17 protein-coding genes and 2 riboswitches are annotated in these 17,503 nt (G+C 70.8%); of the genes, 7 read left to right on the top strand and 10 right to left on the bottom strand.

Annotation, left to right across the window (positions count from 1 at the left end):
* Positions 1–1,128, bottom strand: a 1,128-nt coding sequence (locus ABEA87_RS39340; RefSeq protein ID WP_345638611.1) for a sialidase family protein, incomplete at its 3' end; no start/stop codon positions are given.
* Positions 1,129–1,695: 567 nt separating this feature from the next.
* Positions 1,696–1,838: riboswitch (cyclic di-AMP (ydaO/yuaA leader) on the top strand.
* A 346-nt stretch (positions 1,839–2,184) separates the two neighbouring features.
* Between ABEA87_RS39340 and ABEA87_RS39335 the strand changes: the two genes are divergently transcribed.
* The 3 genes from ABEA87_RS39335 to ABEA87_RS39330 all read left to right on the top strand — a co-directional run bounded on the left by ABEA87_RS39335 (position 2,185) and on the right by ABEA87_RS39330 (position 4,648).
* Complete coding sequence (locus ABEA87_RS39335) at positions 2,185–3,036, top strand: C39 family peptidase (RefSeq protein WP_345638609.1); 852 nt, start codon at positions 2,185–2,187, stop codon at positions 3,034–3,036.
* A gap of 221 nt (positions 3,037–3,257) precedes the next feature.
* Entirely contained in the window at positions 3,258–3,377 is a 120-nt protein-coding gene (locus tag ABEA87_RS42870; RefSeq protein WP_459112889.1) for a YciI family protein, read from the top strand.
* 134 nt (positions 3,378–3,511) lie between these two features.
* A riboswitch (cyclic di-AMP (ydaO/yuaA leader) is annotated at positions 3,512–3,645 on the top strand.
* Between the two features lie 7 nt (positions 3,646–3,652).
* Positions 3,653–4,648, top strand: a complete 996-nt coding sequence (locus ABEA87_RS39330) for a C40 family peptidase (protein ID WP_345638607.1) — start codon at positions 3,653–3,655, stop codon at positions 4,646–4,648.
* Positions 4,649–4,734: 86 nt separating this feature from the next.
* On the opposite strand, the gene ABEA87_RS39325 is transcribed toward ABEA87_RS39330, so the two are convergent.
* From ABEA87_RS39325 to ABEA87_RS39295, 7 genes are all read right to left on the bottom strand, one after another.
* Positions 4,735–5,526 carry an ABC transporter permease gene (locus ABEA87_RS39325; protein WP_345638605.1) on the bottom strand — a complete coding sequence of 264 codons (792 nt, stop codon included), beginning with the start codon at positions 5,524–5,526 and terminating at the stop codon, positions 4,735–4,737.
* Positions 5,523–6,539 (bottom strand): ATP-binding cassette domain-containing protein, encoded by a 1,017-nt coding sequence (locus ABEA87_RS39320; protein WP_345638603.1) that lies wholly within the window; start codon positions 6,537–6,539, stop codon positions 5,523–5,525. The genes ABEA87_RS39325 and ABEA87_RS39320 overlap by 4 nt, the downstream gene beginning before the upstream one ends.
* An 18-nt stretch (positions 6,540–6,557) precedes the next feature.
* Positions 6,558–7,403, bottom strand: coding sequence for a DUF4097 family beta strand repeat-containing protein (locus ABEA87_RS39315; protein ID WP_345638600.1), 846 nt, complete (start codon positions 7,401–7,403; stop codon positions 6,558–6,560).
* Between the two features lie 45 nt (positions 7,404–7,448).
* Complete coding sequence (locus ABEA87_RS39310) at positions 7,449–7,967, bottom strand: toxin-antitoxin system HicB family antitoxin (protein ID WP_345638598.1); 519 nt, start codon at positions 7,965–7,967, stop codon at positions 7,449–7,451.
* A 93-nt stretch (positions 7,968–8,060) separates the two neighbouring features.
* Positions 8,061–9,335 (bottom strand): anthranilate phosphoribosyltransferase, encoded by a 1,275-nt coding sequence (trpD, locus tag ABEA87_RS39305; RefSeq protein ID WP_345638596.1) that lies wholly within the window; start codon positions 9,333–9,335, stop codon positions 8,061–8,063.
* A gap of 220 nt (positions 9,336–9,555) precedes the next feature.
* Positions 9,556–10,128, bottom strand: coding sequence for a GNAT family N-acetyltransferase (locus tag ABEA87_RS39300; protein ID WP_345638594.1), 573 nt, complete (start codon positions 10,126–10,128; stop codon positions 9,556–9,558).
* 54 nt (positions 10,129–10,182) lie between these two features.
* Complete coding sequence (locus ABEA87_RS39295; protein WP_345638592.1) at positions 10,183–10,908, bottom strand: class I SAM-dependent methyltransferase; 726 nt, start codon at positions 10,906–10,908, stop codon at positions 10,183–10,185.
* A gap of 198 nt (positions 10,909–11,106) precedes the next feature.
* On the opposite strand from ABEA87_RS39295, the gene ABEA87_RS39290 reads away from it, so the two are divergent.
* Positions 11,107–11,352, top strand: coding sequence for a hypothetical protein (locus ABEA87_RS39290; RefSeq protein ID WP_345638590.1), 246 nt, complete (start codon positions 11,107–11,109; stop codon positions 11,350–11,352).
* 167 nt (positions 11,353–11,519) lie between these two features.
* Complete coding sequence (locus tag ABEA87_RS39285) at positions 11,520–12,011, top strand: MarR family winged helix-turn-helix transcriptional regulator (RefSeq protein ID WP_345638588.1); 492 nt, start codon at positions 11,520–11,522, stop codon at positions 12,009–12,011.
* A gap of 107 nt (positions 12,012–12,118) precedes the next feature.
* Here the strand turns inward: ABEA87_RS39285 and ABEA87_RS39280 are convergent, their stop codons facing one another.
* Together ABEA87_RS39280 and ABEA87_RS39275 are read right to left on the bottom strand one after the other, a co-directional pair.
* The gene (locus tag ABEA87_RS39280; RefSeq protein WP_345638586.1) at positions 12,119–14,353 is read right to left on the bottom strand and encodes a transglycosylase domain-containing protein; all 2,235 of its coding nucleotides are present in this window, start codon (positions 14,351–14,353) and stop codon (positions 12,119–12,121) included.
* A gap of 382 nt (positions 14,354–14,735) precedes the next feature.
* Complete coding sequence (locus tag ABEA87_RS39275) at positions 14,736–15,110, bottom strand: VOC family protein (protein WP_345638584.1); 375 nt, start codon at positions 15,108–15,110, stop codon at positions 14,736–14,738.
* A gap of 336 nt (positions 15,111–15,446) precedes the next feature.
* Between ABEA87_RS39275 and ABEA87_RS39270 the strand changes: the two genes are divergently transcribed.
* Together ABEA87_RS39270 and ABEA87_RS39265 are read left to right on the top strand one after the other, a co-directional pair.
* Positions 15,447–16,319 (top strand): FadR/GntR family transcriptional regulator, encoded by an 873-nt coding sequence (locus ABEA87_RS39270; protein ID WP_345638582.1) that lies wholly within the window; start codon positions 15,447–15,449, stop codon positions 16,317–16,319.
* Entirely contained in the window at positions 16,316–17,482 is a 1,167-nt protein-coding gene (locus ABEA87_RS39265; RefSeq protein WP_345638580.1) for a mandelate racemase/muconate lactonizing enzyme family protein, read from the top strand. Before ABEA87_RS39270 ends, ABEA87_RS39265 begins: the two co-directional genes overlap by 4 nt.
* Positions 17,483–17,503: the final 21 nt, after the last annotated feature.

The following is a 17,503-nucleotide window of genomic DNA, read 5'->3' as shown; positions in this document are numbered from 1 at the left end:
GACCGTGCCCTGGTCCGCGTTCTCCCAGGTACGCCCGTTGTCGTACGACGAACGGATCATCATGGTCTTACGCAGGTCGGTGTTGGCCGGCGAGGAGAACAGCATCCGACCCTGGTTCGCCGCACCCTGCAGGGTCAGCACCGTGCCCTGCACCTGCGGGGTCACCAGGTCGGGGATCGTGGCGAACTTCGTGCTGAACGAGCGGCCGCCGTCCCGGCTGACCGCGGACGAGCGGTTGCCGATGTCGGTACCGCCGGTCTCCCGGGCCGCCGCGTAGATGCCGCCGCCGGGCAGTTGGGCGAGGCTGAGCTCCTGTGGCTTCTGGCCGTAGGTGCCGTCGGCGTTGTAGGGGATGCTGTCGGTCGCGCCGATGTGCCAGCTGTTGCCGCCGTCGTCGCTGTAGACCAGCCCGGCGAGGTTGGCGTTCTCCTTGGTGCCGACGCCGCTCTCCGCGTTGAAGCCGACGACGATCCGGCCCTTGTGCGGCCCCTCGGTCAGCTGGAGCCCGTGGCCGGGACCGGTCACGAACCACTCGTTCCAGCTGGGGTCCTTGACCTGACTGGTGATGTCGCGGGGCGCCGACCACGTCGCGCCGTCGTCGTCGCTGTACTGCAGGTACGCGGTGCGGTCACACGGGATCGCGCAGGCCGAGGTGCTGGTGCCGCCCGGATTCGCGTTGGTAATCAACAGGATCCGGCCGGTCCGGCTGTCCACCACCGCGGTGGGCTGGTCGTGCGTGTCGCCGTTGCCGGCGTTGATGAGCTGCAGCGGCCCCCACGTCTTGCCACCATCGGTGGAGCGCTTGAGCACCACGTCGATGTCCCCGGAGTCGCCGCAGCTGGTGACCCGGCCCTCGGCGAACGCCAGCAGCGTGCCGTCGTTGGCCTTCACGATCGACGGAATCCGGAAACAGGTGTATCCCGCATCCTGGGCCGGGCTGTAGATGACCTGTGAGGTGAGGCTCGGAGCGGGCGGTGGGGGTGGGGGCTGGTGATGCGCGGCACCGGCCGGTGCGGCACTGGCCGGCGCGGCGGTCGCGATGAGCAACGCGCCGGCCAGGGCGGCCACGGCCGGCAGGAATCCCCGGCGGCGCGACGCCAGGGCGGTAATGCGGGACGGTATGGGCATATGCGGGCCTCTCGCACTGAATGGACATCCTACGTAGGACGTCCTGCCTTTGGTGCACCGTAGCCAGACCATCGATTCCTGGCAAGAGTGCGACCCAAAAGCCCGGCACGACCGGATTTGCCTGCAAAACACACGCCTACCGCCCCGCCCTCTCGGCCGCGAGAAGCGCTCAGATCCTGGTGGCCTTCCCCCTGCCCGGGGGGGAAGCCACCAAGAATTCGACTCTCTCCCGGCCCCGGAGCCCCGGCCCGGCGGTGATATAAATCGCGGCGGCCCAGCCCGGGACCTACCCGGCGCGCCCGCACGGGCACGTAAAGTCGATCATCGAACGCGGGTTGTCGATGTCCCCCGAACGCACAGGGTTTCCGATTTCGAACGGCCGGTAATCGAACATCGAGTTGAGCCGTTGTCACCGATCGTATTCGGATTCGCAGCCGCCACCCTCCCGCGCGGCGCCGATTCGCGCCCGTCGCGGGGAGAAGCCGAGGTCAGGGGGTTGGCAGCGGCGGGGGCCGACAGTACTGTCAACCCGTCTGGTCCGGCCCCCCGTCGTCACTTGATGACACCGGAACAGACCCGCTGAATCGTGCAGGTCACGAATCGGGGACCCGTGCTCGTGGGGTGAATCCGCGAATACCTCTATTCGCGGTAGGGCGATCTTTCCCGCCCGAATCCGTCAGCTAACCCGGTAAGCGGCACCGGAAGGAGAACGTGCTCGTGCGACTCACGTTGTCGTGGTCCAACCATGCGCTTTTCCCGCTCGACCCAGTGCGCCCCGTTGCGCCGGTCGCAGCGGCCCAGTGACGCCGGAGAGATAGTCACCACCGCCGGCCGGCGGCGCGCGGACGGTCAGCCGGGCACAAGCAGCCCGTAGCGTCACCGAATTCGCGCACGCGATCGCGATTCAGGCGATTCACCACCCGGACGTGGTACCAGCCTGCCTCGCACAAATCCCCGGAATGGTTTTTCCATCCGGCTGTGACACCTTTACCGGTCGGCCTTTCCAGAAATCCATCCGCTTCCATAGAGCGATAGAAATCCCCTGGCGAGGAATTTGTGAACCCCCAAAATCTCGGTAAGCACTTCAAGCATGCCGTGCCCAGTCGCGCGCACCGCATCGCCCTGGTCTGGGCGACGATGCTGGGCGTGGCCCTGCTGATCGCGCTCCCGCTCAGCCTGGGCAAGCGCTCCACTGCCCCCGGCACCGCCCAGGCCATCTCGCTGGCCAACGCCGCCGGCACCATCAACAGCTCGGGCAACGCCGGGGCCGAAATCGCCGCGCCGGCATCGGCCGCGTCGTCGCCGGCCGCCCCGTCGCCCGCCGCCCCGTCACCGACCCACGCGTCGACCGTTCCGGCCGCGCCGAAGGTCGTGAAGGCCCCGGCCAAGCCCGTGGCACCCGCCGCCAAGGACCTCAAGTTCGACTTCGAGTACCAGATCAACGGCTACTACTGCGGCCCCGCCTCGACCCGGATGGCGGCGAGCACGAAGATCGCCGCGCCGAGCCAGGACACCATCGCCATGGCCATGGGCACCACGACCGCCGGCACCAACTCGGCGGCCGACACCACGGCCGAGCTCAACCGCCTCGAGGGCACGAGCTTCTACCACACCACCTTCATCCCCGGCAGCAGCGCGACGTCGGCTGAAATGGACCAACTGCAGGCGAACGTCGTGCACGCGATCAGCAACGGGTACGGCGTCGTCGCGAACATCGTGGGCAGCGCGCAGGACCTGTCCGGCGGGTACCACGAGTACGACGGCGGCCACTACATCGCCGTCATCGGGTACAGCGACAACGGGCGGGACGTGCACATCGCCGACCCGGCCGGTGAGGGCGCCGACACCTACTGGATGACCACCATCGACCTGGCCAACTGGATGGGTACCCGCGGCTACTCCTCCTGACCTGACCGCCGACGGGTAGATCTCTCCTCCCGTCACAAGCGAAACCCGGGCGCCTCGTCCGGGAGCCGTCGCCGGCTCCCGGACGGGGCGCCCCGCTATTCGCCGGGCGACGCCGCCTGCCGATCGAGTATTCCCGGGCACCGCGGCGCCTCGATGAGTTTCATAATCGGGGCACGCCGCTGAGGGACGGCACGTTTGCCGACCCGGTCCGCGATGGTGCTATGGCAATCTTCACTACGCGGGAAGCGGCCGAAGAGTTCACCAAGGACGAGCCGTTCGTGATCAACGGTCTGGTGCGCCGTTGGCACATCAAAGATTGGAACGGAGTATTCGCCGGCTAATGACGCTGAGCACCGGCACGCACGTCAATCGGTAACGGTCTGACTACTACCCTCTTGGGCGGTCCGGCTTGTAATGACCGGGTGCCGGTGGCTATCGTTCGGTCGTCCAAGGTCACCTAACCGTCCGGCCCTGAGGCCGGACACCGCCGAGTCGTCACCACGAGCCGGGAACCCACCTAAGCACTGGGGTGAACCCGCGCAGCCGCGCGGCAGGGCTTCTTCCGCCCGAACCCGTCAGCTAACCCGGTAGGCGGTCGAGGAAGAAGGAGCCGCCCGTGGCGTACGCCCGAGTGCTCAGCCGGCCACGCCGTGTCCTTGTCGCCGTCGCCGCCATGATGTTCCTCGTTGTGGGAACCGGCACGACCGCCCAGGCGGCACCCTCGATCTCGGATATCGAGGGGCAGATCAACGACAACTGGAACAAGCTGGAACCGCTCGTCGAGCAGTACAACGAGCTGCACTCGCAGCTGCAGCAGAACCAGACGAAGTCCGCCAACCTGGCCAAGCAGATCAAGCCGTTGCAGATCCAGGTGGACCTCACCCTGACCCGGGTCAGCGCGCTGTCCGCGCAGCTCTACGAGTACGGGGAGACCTCGCCCCTGGATGCCCTGCTGACCACCGGCACCCCGGCGACGATGGCCGACCAGATGTCAACGCTGGACGCCATCGCGCACCGCCAGTCCGACTCCGTCAAGGACGCCGCCGACCTGGTCGCCAAGTACAACGCGCAGAAGAAGCCGCTGGACGCCCTCATCGCGGCCGAGACCGTGCAGGACAAGCAGCTGTCCAAGGAAAAGACCGACATCCAGAACCAGATGGACAGCCTGCAGGTGCTGCGCCGTCAGGCGTACGGCGAGAGCGGCAAGTCCGGCGGCACCTACGAACCGGTCGCCTGCCCCGCCGAGCTGACCACCGGCCCCGGCGCGATCGCCGCCAAGACCGCCTGTGCGCAGATCGGCAAGCCGTACGTGTGGGCCACCGCGGGCCCCAGCACCTTCGACTGCTCGGGCCTGGCCCTGTACGCGTGGAAGGCGGCCGGCGTCACGCTCGGCCACTTCACCGGGTGGCAGTGGGACGACACGAAGCCGGTCACGCGTTCCCAGTTGCAGCCCGGCGACCTGGTCTTTTACTTCAGCGACCACCACCACATGAGCGTGTACGTGGGCGATGGCTGGGTGGTGCACGCGCCGACCACCGGTGACGTGGTGCGGATGACCCAGCTGAGCAACCCGTACCTGCCGATCGCCGGCTACCGCCGCCCCGGGGCCTGAGGCCAACCCGCGCCCTCACCGCTACCCGTGGCTGCCCCGGAACCGTCAGGTTCCGGGGCAGTGCGGTGGCGGGTTCAGCAGTCGGTTCAGCGGGACGGGTCACGGCCGTAGAGGCGCCGGGACCAGAGGTAGCAGCCGATGGTGATGGCCCCGGACCAGGCGACGGCGAGGACGCCGTTGTTGCCGATGGGGGTGCCGAGCATCAGCCCGCGCAGGGTCTCGATGACCGGGGTGAAGGGCTGGTACTGGGCGAACCACGACGCGCCCCTGGGCAGGGAATCGGTCGGTACGAACCCGCTGCCGAGGAACGGCAGCAGCATGATCGGCATGGGCAGGTTGCTGGCCGCCTCGACGCTCTTGGTGACCAGGCCGCAGGCGACGGCGAACCAGGTGATCGCGAAGGTGACCATCAGCAGGACGCCGGCCACGGCGAGCCATTCGATCGGCGTGGCGTTCGGCCGGAAGCCCACCAGCAGCCCGACCCCGAGGATCGCGGCGAGGCTCAGCATGGACTGGACGAGACTGCCCAGCACGTGTCCGGTCAGCACGGAGGGGCGGAAGATCGCCATGGTACGGAACCGGGCGATGATGCCCTCGGTCATGTCCATCGCGACGGAGACCGCGATTCCCTGAGCGGCGCCGGCCACGGCGATCAGCAGGATCCCCGGTACCACGTAGTTGGCGTACGCGGCCCGGCCCGCCTGCGCGCCGCCGAGGCCGTTACCCAGGGTGCCGCCGAAGATGTAGACGAACAGCAGCAGGAAGAGTACCGGCATGCCGATCATCATCAGCGTCATCGACGGGTAGCGCAGCATCCGTTTGAGGTTGCGCCGCAGCATGGTGGACGAGTCGCGCACGGCGAGGGACATCGTGGTCATCGGGCCGTTCCTTCTGTCGTGGCGGGGCCGGTGAGGGCGAGGAAGACGTCGTCGAGGTCGGGCGTGTGCACGGACAGGGCCGCGACGTCGATCGAGGCGCCGTCCAGCCGGTCGAGGAGCGCCCGCAGCGAGGTGACTCCGCCGTCGCCGGCGACGTCCAGGGTGAGGGCGTCGTCGTCGCGCTGGCCGACGTCGAACGTGCGCGCGGCGGCGTCGAGCTGGAGCGGGTCGGTGAACTGGAGGCGGATGTGGCCGCCGGGAACCAGCCGTTTGAGCTCGGTGGGCGTGCCCTCGGCGATGATGCGACCGCGATCGAGCAGGGCCACCCGGTCGGCCAGTTCGTCGGCCTCCTCGAGGTACTGCGTGGTGAGAAGGACCGTGACGCCGCCGCTGACCAGGTCCCGGATGATCTGCCACATGGTGCGGCGGCTGCGCGGATCGAGGCCGGTGGTCGGCTCGTCGAGGAAGATCAGCCCAGGGTCGCCGATCAGCGTCATCGCCAGGTCGAGACGGCGCCGCATGCCACCGGAGTAGGTGGCCGCCGGCTTGCGGGCGGCGTCGACCAGGTCGAACCGCTCCAGCAGGTCCGCCGTGCGCCGCCGGGTCGTGGCCCGGTCGAGGTGGCGCAGGTCGGCCATCAGCCTGAGGTTTTCCTCGCCGGTGAGCAGGTTGTCCACCGCGGAGAACTGTCCGGTCACGCCGATGCGGTCGCGCACCGCGTCGGGCTCCCGGGCGACGTCGTACCCGGCGACGTTCACTCGGCCGCCGTCGGCCCGGATCAGGGTGGACAGGATCTGCACCATGGTGGTCTTGCCGGCACCGTTCGGCCCGAGCAGCGCGAAGACCGAGCCCTCGGCGACGTGCAGGTCGACGCCGTCGAGGACCAGTTTGTTCCCGTAGGACTTGCGCAGGCCGGTGACGGCGATGGCGTGGCCCGCTCCGGTCAGCGACCCGTCGACCGGCGAGGCGGCGACCGTGGGCGAGGTGGCCGTGGGCGCGGTGTGGTTCGTCATGTCTGCTCCTTCGCTCGGTCAGGCGGCGCGGCGGATGAGGATGTCGCCGTCCAGGGTGCGGGCGCGGACCTGCACGGTCTCCTCGGTCCGCTCCGGCCCGGCGGTCGTGTCGAGTTCGTTGTGCACCTGGCCGTTCGACGACCTGACGTCCAGCCATGCCGCGCTGCCCTGGCGGATGCCGATCTCGACCTCACCGGAGGCGGTCTGCAGGACCGCCTCGCCGTGGGTCAGCTCGTAGAGGCGGACGCTGCCGCTGGCGGTTCGCGCGACGATCCGCTGGCCGGGGCGGTCGACGATGATGTCGCCGTGGGCCGAGTTCACATGAATGTCGCCGGCGGCCTGCCCGATCCAACTGGGCCCGTTGAGGTTCTTCACGTGCGCGGCACCGCCGATCTCGGTGAGCCGCACCTCCCCCGAGCCGGTGACGCGCGCGTCACCGGTGATCCGGTCGGCCGTGATCCGGCCGTTGACGGTGGTCAGCCGCACGTGGTGGGCCTCATGCACGACGATGTCGCCGTCGTAGGTTCGGAACGTGCAATCGCCGAGGCGGCCCTCGCAGATCAGGTCGCCCTGCGCGGTGGTGCCCCGCAGGTGCGAACCGGTCGGCAGCTCGACCGTCACGTCGACGGCCGTGGACTTGCTGGTGAGGTACACCTGCAGCGGCTTGGGGGACTTGACCAGCAGCTTCCCGTCGGCGTAATCGACCCGGGTCGTCGCCGCGGTCTTGACATCAAACTCCTTCGACTCATCGTGCGGGCGCACCGTGACCACGGTGTCGGCGCGATCGCTGGCGATGATCCGGACGTCACCGGCGACAAGTTCGATCACGGCGGTGATCGGGGCGGGCGTGGCGTAGGTGGGCATGGCGATCCTCCTTGGTGACGGGGCGACTGGGTGACGGGATGACGGTCAGCGAACCCAACCGGTGAATGACCGGCCGCCGGACGGCCGGCGCTGCTTGTCTCGTGGCCCGGAGGCGTCGAGTACCTCGCCGACGGCGCGCACCAGCCAGGCGTTGACCGACAGCCCCTCCCGGGCGGCGGCCTCCTCGATCCGGGCCTTGAGCTGCTCCGGGGGTCGGAAGTTGATCCGGGCGGTCGCCCCCTCGTCCTCGGGACCGGGAGTCTGCGTCGCTGGCACCACTGGCGCCATGTTGGCGCCGGATGGCTCCGACCAAGGGTCGGCCGGCGGCACGGTGACCACGAAGCTGGGGTCAAGCCCCCTCAGGCGCAGGTCGACCGAGCCCGGCGCCATCTCGCCGGTGATCTCGTCCGCGGCCTCGGAAAGCGCGCCGAGCAGGGCCAGCCGCGCCTCCGAGTCCAGCGGGACGACGAGGCGCTCCGCGAGGGCGCGCCCCTCCTCCCCGATGGCGTCGGCCGCCGCCAGCAGCCCCTGTCGGACCCGTTCGATGTAGGGCGTCAAATCCATGACGCCATCATGGCGCATACTTGGCGCCATGGCAAGCGTCAACCTGTCGGGAACGCGTCTTACCTGCTCAGCGCCGTCGATCGAGGGGCTGACCTACCTCGCGAACCGACCGAGGCCGCGCTCCCCGGTGCCACCTGGCGCCGGAGCCGACGCCACCGTGACCCAGCGGGCCAGCGTCTGGGAGGCGGCACCGGAGTCGATCGCCTCCGCGCACCGGTCCCACGCCGCCCGAAGCTGCTCGACCAGGGTCGCCTCCGCGGGCGCGGCGGCCACCAGCGCACCGGCCGCGTTGAGCAGCACGGCGTCGCGCACCGGCCCGGGCTCGCCGCGCACCAGCGCGTGCACCGTCCGCGCGTTCGCCTGCGCGTCTCCCCCGCGCAGCGCGCCGCTGGCCGGTCTCGGGATGCCCAGGGCACGCGGGTCGACGGCATCGGGGACGGCGCGGCCGCCGCTCACCCGCCACACCCTTGACGTGGTGGCGGTGCTGAGCTTGTCGAGGCCGTCGTCGCCCCGGACCACGAGCCCGCGCGCCCCGCGCGCGGCGAGCACCTCGGCGATGACCGGCAGGAGGCGGGGGTCGGCCACGCCGACCAGCCGGTGCGTCGGATCCGCCGGGTTGATCAGCGGCCCGAGCACGTTGAAGACGGTGGGTACGCCGAGCTCGCGCCGGACCGGACCGGCGTGGCGCATGCCGGGGTGCACCTGCGCCGCGAACAGGAACGTGATGCCCGCCTCGACCGCGACCGCGGCGAGCCGCTCCGGGGACAGGTCCAGCGGCACCCCGAGGCACTCGACGAGGTCGGCCGAGCCGGCCGTGGTCGAGGACGCCGCACGGCCGCCGTGCTTGACCACCCTGGCGCCGGTCGCGGCGGCCACGATGGCGGCCATCGTGGAGATGTTGACCGCGTTGGTCCCGTCCCCGCCGGTACCGGCGATGTCGAGAGTGGGCCCCGGAATCCTGACCGGGGTCGCGGCGGCGAGCAGCGCCCCGACGAAGCCGTCGATCTCGGCCGCCGTCTCGCCCTTGGCGCGCAGCGCCGTCAGGAAGGCGGCCAGCCGCGCCGGCGACGCCTCGCCCCGGACCACCTGTCCCATCGCCCAGGCGGCCGAGGCGGCGCTCAGCTCGCACCCGGAGAGCAGCCGCGCCAGCAGCGCGCTCCATGACGGCTCGGCCTCGCGCGCGTCGCGGGACGCGCGGGCTTGGGGCTCGCCCGGCACACCCGGTTCGTCAGGAGCGCCGGGCTGCCCTGGGACGGCGGGCTGCCCTGGGACGGCGGGCGGCCCTGGGACGGTGGGCGGCCCGGAGACGGCGGGTTGCCCGGGCACGGCGGGGGCGACCGGCGCCGCGGGGGCCGGGGTCTGGTTCATCGAGGTGTCCTTCCGCGTCGGGCCCCGGGAGCCCGCCGCGCTGTGGACACGACAACGGCCGCCTCGCGGGGCGGCCGTCTGGATGCATGACGAAGGGGCCGCCTACGTGGCGGGCCACCAACCGTTCATGCGCCTGATCACGGGGATACCTTAGCGCAGCGATCCCAGTGCCGAGGCCCGGCCGAAACCGGGCTCGGGCACCGGAGGGGCGGGCACGCGGTCAGGGGTCACCGGCGAGGCGGGCGTGCAAGTGCATGTCGTGCCAGCCGTCGGCGTGCAGGGCCTCGCCGCGCTTCGTACCCTCGGCGGCGAACCCGGCGTGCCCGGCGACCCGGCAGGACGCCGGGTTGGCCGTCGAGTGGTTCAGCTCGATCCGGTGCAGGCCCAGCGTCCGGAAGGACCACGCGGTCAGTGCGGACAGGGCCCGGGGCGCGATCCGGCCCCCGCGCTCGCCCGGCAGCACCCAGTACGACACCTCGGCCAACCCTTCGGCGAGGGTGATCCGGCGTAGGCTGATCTGCCCCGCGACGCTGCCGGCGCGCAGTACCGCCCACCCGGCCCCGGTTTCCCCGCGCCATCGTCCCGGCCAGGACGCGATCCACTCGCCGGCCTCGTCGTCGGTCATGGATCGGCAGTGCCAGCGCTGAATCGCGGGGTCGGCGTACGCCGCCACGACGACCGGGCGGTCCGACGGCAGCCACGGCCGGAGAGCCACGCCGTCCGCGGATATCTCCGGCTGGGTCAGCGCCGCCATCGAGCCGGCCGGCACGGCCGGGCTGGCGAGTGAGGGCACCGCCCGACTCTAGGACACCCCGCCCGCGGGCGCGGGTTTCGGCGGGCCCTCCGGTCACTCCACCGTCGCGCGGTACACCTGGGTCACGTACGGCATGGCGAATGGGCCGTCGCCGAGCCCGGCCTCGGCGATCAGCCGGCGCACGGCGTCGAGCAGTTCCCGCCGCCTCGGCTCGTCGGCGACCAGGTACGGCGACCGGGTGGTGGCCACCGCCAGGAGATCATCCGGCGTCATCCGGATCTCGTGGCGACGTTCGGCGTGTTCCACCGGGCCGAAGCGCGCCCCGAAGTCGGGGGCCGGGCGGGCGTCTCCCCCGGGCCCATCGATGATCTCGGCGAAGCGGACCGTCCACGGCGTGGCCGGGTCGGCCTCGTTGCGCATGACGGCGAACGCCCCGCCCGGCCGCAGTACCCGGGCGATCTCCGGGTGGGCGCGGTCGACGTCGAACCAGTGGTACGCCTGCCCCGCCACCACCGCGTCCACCGAGCGGTCGGGCAGCGGGATCCGCTCGGCCGCGCCGGCCAGGGCCGTGATGTCCGGGCTGACCGCCGCCAGGCGGGTGCGCATCTGGTCGTCGGGCTCCACGGCGACCACCTCGTGACCGAGGCCGCGCAGGACCCGGCTCAGGATCCCCGTCCCGGCGCCGAGATCGGCCACGCGCAGCGGGCGCTCGCCCAACGCCCAGACGATCGCCTCGGGCGCGTACGTGGGCCGGTACCGGTCGTAGCTCTCGGCCGCCGTACCGAAGGAGCGCGCCTGCCGCTGGTTGGAGTCCGTCACGGCGTCAGGATAGGGCGGCCCAGCGGCGGGAACCGGTCGGACCCCGCCGGCCCCTCGTTCAAGATCCCCTGAGCCCAGGCCGGGTCGGCGGCGCGACATCACAGTGGATTGAGGGTCATCCCTGATGCCCGGCTGGCGCGACTGTGTCAGATTGGAAGGCGGGGCGGGGGTGCATTCCGCCGAGACGGGAGAAGTTCGATGAACGCCGCTAAGTTGCTGGCGTGGCTGCTACTGCCAGTGGTTGGCCTGGTGCTGGCCGGGATGCTGGCGATCTGGCTGTTCCACGCGCTCTTGGGCCTGCTGTTCTACGTGATCGTCGGCGCGCTGATCGTCGGTGGCACCGTCTACCTGTACCGCCGGACGAAGCGCGCCATCGGCCCCGGTACCCGCGCCCGGCGCCGGCTCGACGCGGCCGCCGAGACGTACCGGATGCGCAACCGGTAGGGCGGACCGACCACCCGATCCAAGTCAAGATCACCGCGAGCGGGACGGGACGAGGCATCACCTCACCCGTCCCGTTTCCCGTGCACCCAACCCCCGGGCGTGCCGATTAATCGATTATCGTCGAAACCATAAGCAACTTTCATAAGCATGTGATAAAACTGATGCTCATGACGGTTGATCCTCGGGACCCGACGTCAAGGCTCGAGCCGGACCCGGCCGAGCTCGACTCCGTGGCCCTGGCCGCCCACCTGGAGCGCCTGCTGTCCCTGATCCGGCGGCTGAGCCCGCCGGACATCAGCCTGACCACCGCGTCCACCATGCGAACCCTGGAGCGCGACGGGCCGTCCCGGCTGTCCGATCTCGCGGTCCGGGAGGGCGTCACCCAGCCGGCCATGACCCAGCTGGTCACCCGCCTGGCTCGGGATGGCTACGCCGAGCGGCGCGGCGACCCGGCCGACGCCCGGGTGGTACGGGTGTGGCTGACCGAGCGGGGCTCGGCGGTGCTGCGACACCGCCGGGCCGAACGGGCACGGCGGCTGGCCGAGCTGCTCGCCCAGTTGCCCGCCGGGGATGTCGAATCGATCACCGCCGCGATCCCCGCCCTCGATCGACTCGTCGATCTGGGTCAGACGTCGCCAACCTCCGGAGAGGTGCGATGACCGACGCCCACCCCGCTCCCGCCAGCCCAAGGCCGGTGCTCGCGACCGGTCACCGGATGCTGCGCGTCGCCGACGCCGGCGCCACCGCCACCCCTACGGACGATGACTCACTGGCCGAGCCCGCCTCGACGTCCTCCTGACCCGTGCCGGCCCGGCTGCGGCGGGGTCGCCTGATCGCCCTGGTCGCCGGCGTCGCCGGGGGTCGCCTTCTGGGACGTGGCCGGCGGGTTGTTGGTGGCCGGCGGGCCGGCCGTGCCGAAGGCGAGCGACTCGGGCGGGGGCGTGAAGTCCTTGACGGGCTGGCCGTTCAGGCCGGTCATCATGGTGTGCGCCACCGCCGCGGCCACCGCCGACTCGACCGCCGAGCCCACCGAGTCGTTCGCGTTGGTCGGGTCCGCCGCGATGCCGGCCGCCGCGAGCTGCGGGGTGAAGCCGACGAACGTCTCGGTGGTGTTGTTGTCCGAACTTCCGGTCTTGCCGGCCACCGGCCGGTCACCGAAGATGCTGCCCACGTTCGTGGCGGTGCCGCCGTTGCACATGTTGAAGAAGGACTGCTGGCCGACCGGGCAGCGGGCCGCGTCGGTGGCGGCGTGCGCGATGTCCGGGTCGATGACCTGCTGGCAGCTCGGCGCGCCGGTGGTCAGCTTCTTGCCGTTGGAGTCGGTGATGGACACGACCGGGGTCGGCTTGCAGTAGCTGCCGTTGTTGGCCACCGTCGCGTACGCGTTGGCCAGATCGAGTGGCGTGGTGTCGGCGACGCCGAGGGTGAACGATCCCCAGTCGCTCGGGTCGTTGGTGGCGAGCTGGGCGTCGCTCGGGGCCCGGAAGGTGATGCCCAGCTGCTGCGCCATGGCCACCGCCTTCTCCGGACCGATCTGCTCCTCCAGCTGCACGAAGTACGTGTTCACCGACCGGCCGTACCCGTCCCACATGGTGCGCACACCGTTCATGAAGGACGGGTTGTCGTTGACCGGGCACCAAAAGCCGCCACAGCTGCCCGGTCCGCTCGCCGGGAACCGGGTGACCAGTGGCGACGGCGAGTTGAAGCTGGTGGACAGCGGCAGGCCCGACTGCAGCGCGGCCAGCATGGTGAACAGCTTGAAGGTGGAGCCGGCCTGGTACCCGTTGATCCCGTTACCCCCGGCGATCAGCTGGCTGACCGTGTTCGGGTACTCCTGCCCCGCCGGGTTGGACGCGAGGCTGTAGTGCCGGTTGACCGCCATCGACAGCACCTGCCCGGTGCCGGGCTGCACCACCGCGATGGGCAGCGCCTTCTCGTTGTCGTACCCGTAGACGGACAGCGACTGCTGCAGCGCCGATGCCTGGATGTTCGGGTCCAGGGAGGTGACGACCGTGTACCCGCCCTCGTTGAGCGCGCGCTCCCGGTCCTGCACGGTGGCGCCGAACGCCGGCTGGGCGTCCCACCACTGCCGGAAGTAGTCGCAGAAGAAGCCCCAGTCGTTGTGCGCCGCCGGCACCGCGGTGCAGTTGTTCGGCGGCTGGCTGGGGTGCAGCGTCAGCGGCGTGGCCTGGGCCGCCTGGGCCTGCGCCTGCGTGATCACGTGCATGCCGGCCATCGAGTTGAGCACGTAGGTGCGCCGGGACAGCGCGGCGGCCTTGTCGCCGGTGACCGGGTTGTCGGTGTCCGGCGACTGGACCAGCCCGGCGATGAGCGCCGCCTCCGGCAGGGTCAGCTGGCTCGGCGGAACCCCGAAGTAGCCCTCGCTGGCCGCGTAGATGCCGTACTCGCCGTTGCCGAAGTAGGCGATGTTCAGGTACCCCTGCAGGATCTGGTCCTTGGACTCCGTCTTCTCCAGCGCCACCCCGTACCGCACTTCCTGGATCTTGCGGCTGGGGGTGTCCGCGGTGGCCGCGGCGCGCTTATCGGCCGTGAGGTTGGGGTCGGTCTTCAGGACGTTGCGCACGTACTGCATGGTCAGCGTCGAGGCGCCCTGCTCGATCTGGCCGCTGCTGCCGTCGGAGACCACGGCGCGCAGCACGCTCTTCACGTCGATCGCGCCGTGCTGGTAGAAGCGGGTGTCCTCGGCGGCCACCATGGCCTGACGCATGACCGGTGCCACGTCGGAGAGGGAGACGTTCTTGCGGTTCTGGTCGTAGAACGTGGTGATGAGGGTCTTGCCGTCACGGGCGTAGATCGAGGTCGTCTGCGGCGGCGGAACGATCTTCAGGTCGCTCGGCAGGGAGTCGAAGTCTGCGGTCAGGGTCTTGACCGACAGGCCGCCCACCAGCGTGAACGGCAGCGCGGCCACGGCGAGCACCAGCCCGGCCAGGGCGACGCAGAAGACCACCCCCGTGAATTTGCCCAGAAACCGGCCCGTCATCCGCAACTCCCACCGCTAGCCACAACTCGCCTCAAGACTTGCCACACGCGAGGCGACTTGCCCAGCAGAGCGGAGAACTGAAACCGAAATCTCAGCCTGAGCCCAGGCCGTTCGCAGGGAAGACGGCAAACACGGCCCTCGTTGCCCCGGCTTGTCAGGTAGATGCAGATTGCACCTTATCCCTGATAAGTCTGTTACCCGGGACTACTGCCGGGGCCCGACGCCACGGCGCCGGCAGCACGGCGTGCCGGCACCGGCCGCACGGGTGCCGGACGGCGTGACCCAGCGCGTAACAGACTGCATGGTCGTCGACACGCTCGGCGACCAAGGGCGCGGCCCGGGAGCGGGGCCGCAGACCGGCGCGGGCTCGGGAGCGAGGGGCTCAGGAGCCGGGCTCGAACAACTCGACCGGGTTGCCGGCCGGGTCCTCCAGCAGGATCTGGTCGCCGCCGATGCCGTGCACGGTGTCGTTGCCCAACCGCACCCCGGCCTCCCGGAGCCGCTCGACCTCACCGGCCAGCCCGGAGACCTCGATCTGGAACCGGTTCCAACCGCCCGGCTCGGGGCTCCGGCCGTCCGGCATCGACTGCGAGCCGCCCCCCTGCCCTCCCGGAGCGGCGAGCAACAGGCGCAGCTCTCCCCGGGACAGCATCGCGAAGACCGGCGCCGGGTGCAGGTCGACCCGGAAGCCGAGCAGGTCACGGTAGAACGCGATGGCCGCGTCGACGTCGTTCACGATGTAGCGCACGCTGATCATGTCGCGTCGCCCCCCTCTCACGAGCGGTGTCGGACGCCGTCGATACCTCAAGATACCGAACGAGCGACCTCGATCGCCGCCGATCCGTCGCGGCCGATACGGAACGAGGGGCGACCATGGCCGGTGTGCTCACATCCCATCGTCGTCCACTGTGGAGTGACAGTCACCAGTGGGGTTGGGGAGCACTTATCAGATAATTGGCTGAGCCTTATCAGACAGTAGGGCGCGGCGATCTCCCAATTGCGGGCGCACTTGTCCAAGGTGGAGGCAATACCAGGGCCTCGGTTAGCTGACAAGTCTTGCCGTCGATCGCTCGCATCCTGAATGATGGCCAGCATGGCAGGCACCGGCGACCAGTGCGCCGTTCGCGATCAGACCGCCATCCCTGATCAGTCCGCCATCCCGGGTCAGACTGCCAATCCGGAGCAGCCGGCCATCCGCGATCAGACAGGTTCCCGTGGCCGTCCCGCCGGCCGCGGCTCCGGCAGCGTCACCGAGCAGGTCGTGCGGCGCATCGAGCAGCTCGTGCTCGGCGATCTGGAGCCGGGCGCCGAGCTGCCCTCCGAGTCCGACCTCGGCACCGAGCTGGGCGTGAGCCGGCTGACCGTGCGGGAGGCCATCAAGGGTCTGCAGGCGCGCGGGCTGGTGGAGATCCACCGGGGTCGCCGTCCCACCGTGGCCTACCCGAACGCCAGGCCGATCGGCGACTTCTTCGCCTCGGCCATCCGCCGTGACCCACGCCAGCTGCTCGACCTGCTAGAGGTGCGCCGGGCGCTGGAGGTGCACACCGCGTCGCTGGCCGCTCAGCGGGCCAGCCGCGCGGAGGTCGCCGCCGCCGAGTCGGCCCTCGCCGCCATGAGCCAGGTGGCCGAGGGCGGTGACCCCGACGCCATCCACGCGGCCGACATCCGCTTCCACGAGAGCCTGGCCGCGGCCAGCGGTAATCAGCTGCTCAACTTCCTGATCGAGGCGATGGAGGGTCCGCTGCACGCCAGCCGGCTGCAGAGCCTGCGCGGTCACCTGACCCGCGGCGGCAGCATCGCCGACGTGATCGGGCAGCACGACGCCATCCTGGACCGGATCCGCGCCCGCGACGCCGCCGGCGCGGCCGCCGCCATGCGCGACCACCTCGCCCAGACCGCCCGGGACCTGCGCGCGGCGTTCGCCACGCTGAGCACACCCGAGGCCGAGACCCTGGAGCTGCCGTGAAGATCGTTGACGTCAACACCATCGTCGTCGGGGCTCCCTGGCGCGAGCTGACCTACGTCGAGCTGATCACCGACGACGGGCTGCGCGGCCTCGGCGAGGCCCGCATGCTCAACAAGACGGACACCCTGCTGGCCTGCGTCAACGAGCTGGCACACCGGTACGTGATCGGCAGCGACCCGTTCGACGTGGAGCGGCTGGGCGTGCGGGCGCGCATCGAGGAGTACGGGCGGGCCGGCGAGGTGACCCAGACCGCGCTGGCCATGTTCGACGTCGCCTGCTATGACCTGATGGGCCAGGCGCTCGGGGTGCCGGTGTGGCGGCTGCTCGGCGGCGCTTCCCGGCAGCGGGTGCCGGCGTACGCCAACGGCTGGTATCAGGGCGAGCGGAGCCCCGAGTCGTACGCGCGACTGGCCGAGGGTGTGCTGGCCCGGGGCTACCGGCGGCTGAAGGTCGACCCGTTCGGGGCGGCCAGCGCCGAACTGAGCCACGGTCAGCTACGCGAGGCGGTCGATATCGTGGCCGCGATCCGGGATCGGATCGGCCCGGACGCCGAACTCATGATCGAGATGCACGGCCGGTTCACCGCCGCGACCGCGGTGGCCGCCGCGCGTGCGCTCGAGCCGTACCGTCCGGAGTGGATCGAGGAGCCGGTCGCGCCGTACTATCCGGCCGCGCTGCGCCAGGTCCGGGCCGGCACCACGCTGCCCATCGCGACCGGCGAACGGGTGCACGACCTTCCCGAGTTCCGCGAGCTGTTCGAGTCCGGCGTGGTGGACGTGGTGCAGGCCGACCTGACGCACCTCGGCGGCCTGACGGCGCTGCGCAAGCTGGCCGGCTGGGCCGAGGCGTACGGGGTGCTGATGGCCCCGCACAACGTCTGCGGGCCGGCCGGTACGGCGGCCAACCTGCACTTCGCCATCGCGTGCGCCAATTACAAGGTGCTGGAGCACTTCAACGACTTCGCCGACCCGTGGCTGTTCGACGTGGTGATCGGGGCGCCCCGGGTCGAGCAGGACGGCTGCTTCGCGCTGCCCACCGAGCCGGGCCTGGGCGTGCGGCTGGACCGCGAGCGGGCCGCCGAGCACCCACGCACCGGGGCGCACTTCAACCTGTTCCGGGACGGTTGGGAGCGGCGCAACGAGGTCGACCGGGCCGACGCGTAGGCCGGGCCGAGGAGGTGGCGA

The sequence above is a fragment of the Rugosimonospora acidiphila genome (genome assembly GCF_039543385.1).
In the GTDB taxonomy this organism is placed as follows: Bacteria; Actinomycetota; Actinomycetes; order Mycobacteriales; family Micromonosporaceae; genus Rugosimonospora; species Rugosimonospora acidiphila.
Note: the sequence above shows the minus strand (reverse complement) of the source record. Positions and strands in the feature narration are given on the sequence as shown.

Bases quoted from the DNA above. Each gene is read 5' to 3' on its own strand.
- trpD (WP_345638596.1), bottom strand. From the start codon at position 9,335: ATGAACCAGACCCCGGCCCCCGCGGCGCCGGTCGCCCCCGCCGTGCCC.
- ABEA87_RS39310 (WP_345638598.1), bottom strand. From the start codon at position 7,967: ATGGATTTGACGCCCTACATCGAACGGGTCCGACAGGGGCTGCTGGCG.
- ABEA87_RS39280 (WP_345638586.1), bottom strand. From the start codon at position 14,353: ATGACGGGCCGGTTTCTGGGCAAATTCACGGGGGTGGTCTTCTGCGTC.
- ABEA87_RS39275 (WP_345638584.1), bottom strand. From the start codon at position 15,110: ATGATCAGCGTGCGCTACATCGTGAACGACGTCGACGCGGCCATCGCG.
- ABEA87_RS39315 (WP_345638600.1), bottom strand. From the start codon at position 7,403: ATGCCCACCTACGCCACGCCCGCCCCGATCACCGCCGTGATCGAACTT.
- ABEA87_RS39285 (WP_345638588.1), top strand. From the start codon at position 11,520: ATGACGGTTGATCCTCGGGACCCGACGTCAAGGCTCGAGCCGGACCCG.
- ABEA87_RS39320 (WP_345638603.1), bottom strand. From the start codon at position 6,539: ATGACGAACCACACCGCGCCCACGGCCACCTCGCCCACGGTCGCCGCC.
- ABEA87_RS39290 (WP_345638590.1), top strand. From the start codon at position 11,107: ATGAACGCCGCTAAGTTGCTGGCGTGGCTGCTACTGCCAGTGGTTGGC.
- ABEA87_RS39270 (WP_345638582.1), top strand. From the start codon at position 15,447: ATGGCAGGCACCGGCGACCAGTGCGCCGTTCGCGATCAGACCGCCATC.
- ABEA87_RS39325 (WP_345638605.1), bottom strand. From the start codon at position 5,526: ATGACCACGATGTCCCTCGCCGTGCGCGACTCGTCCACCATGCTGCGG.
- ABEA87_RS42870 (WP_459112889.1), top strand. From the start codon at position 3,258: ATGGCAATCTTCACTACGCGGGAAGCGGCCGAAGAGTTCACCAAGGAC.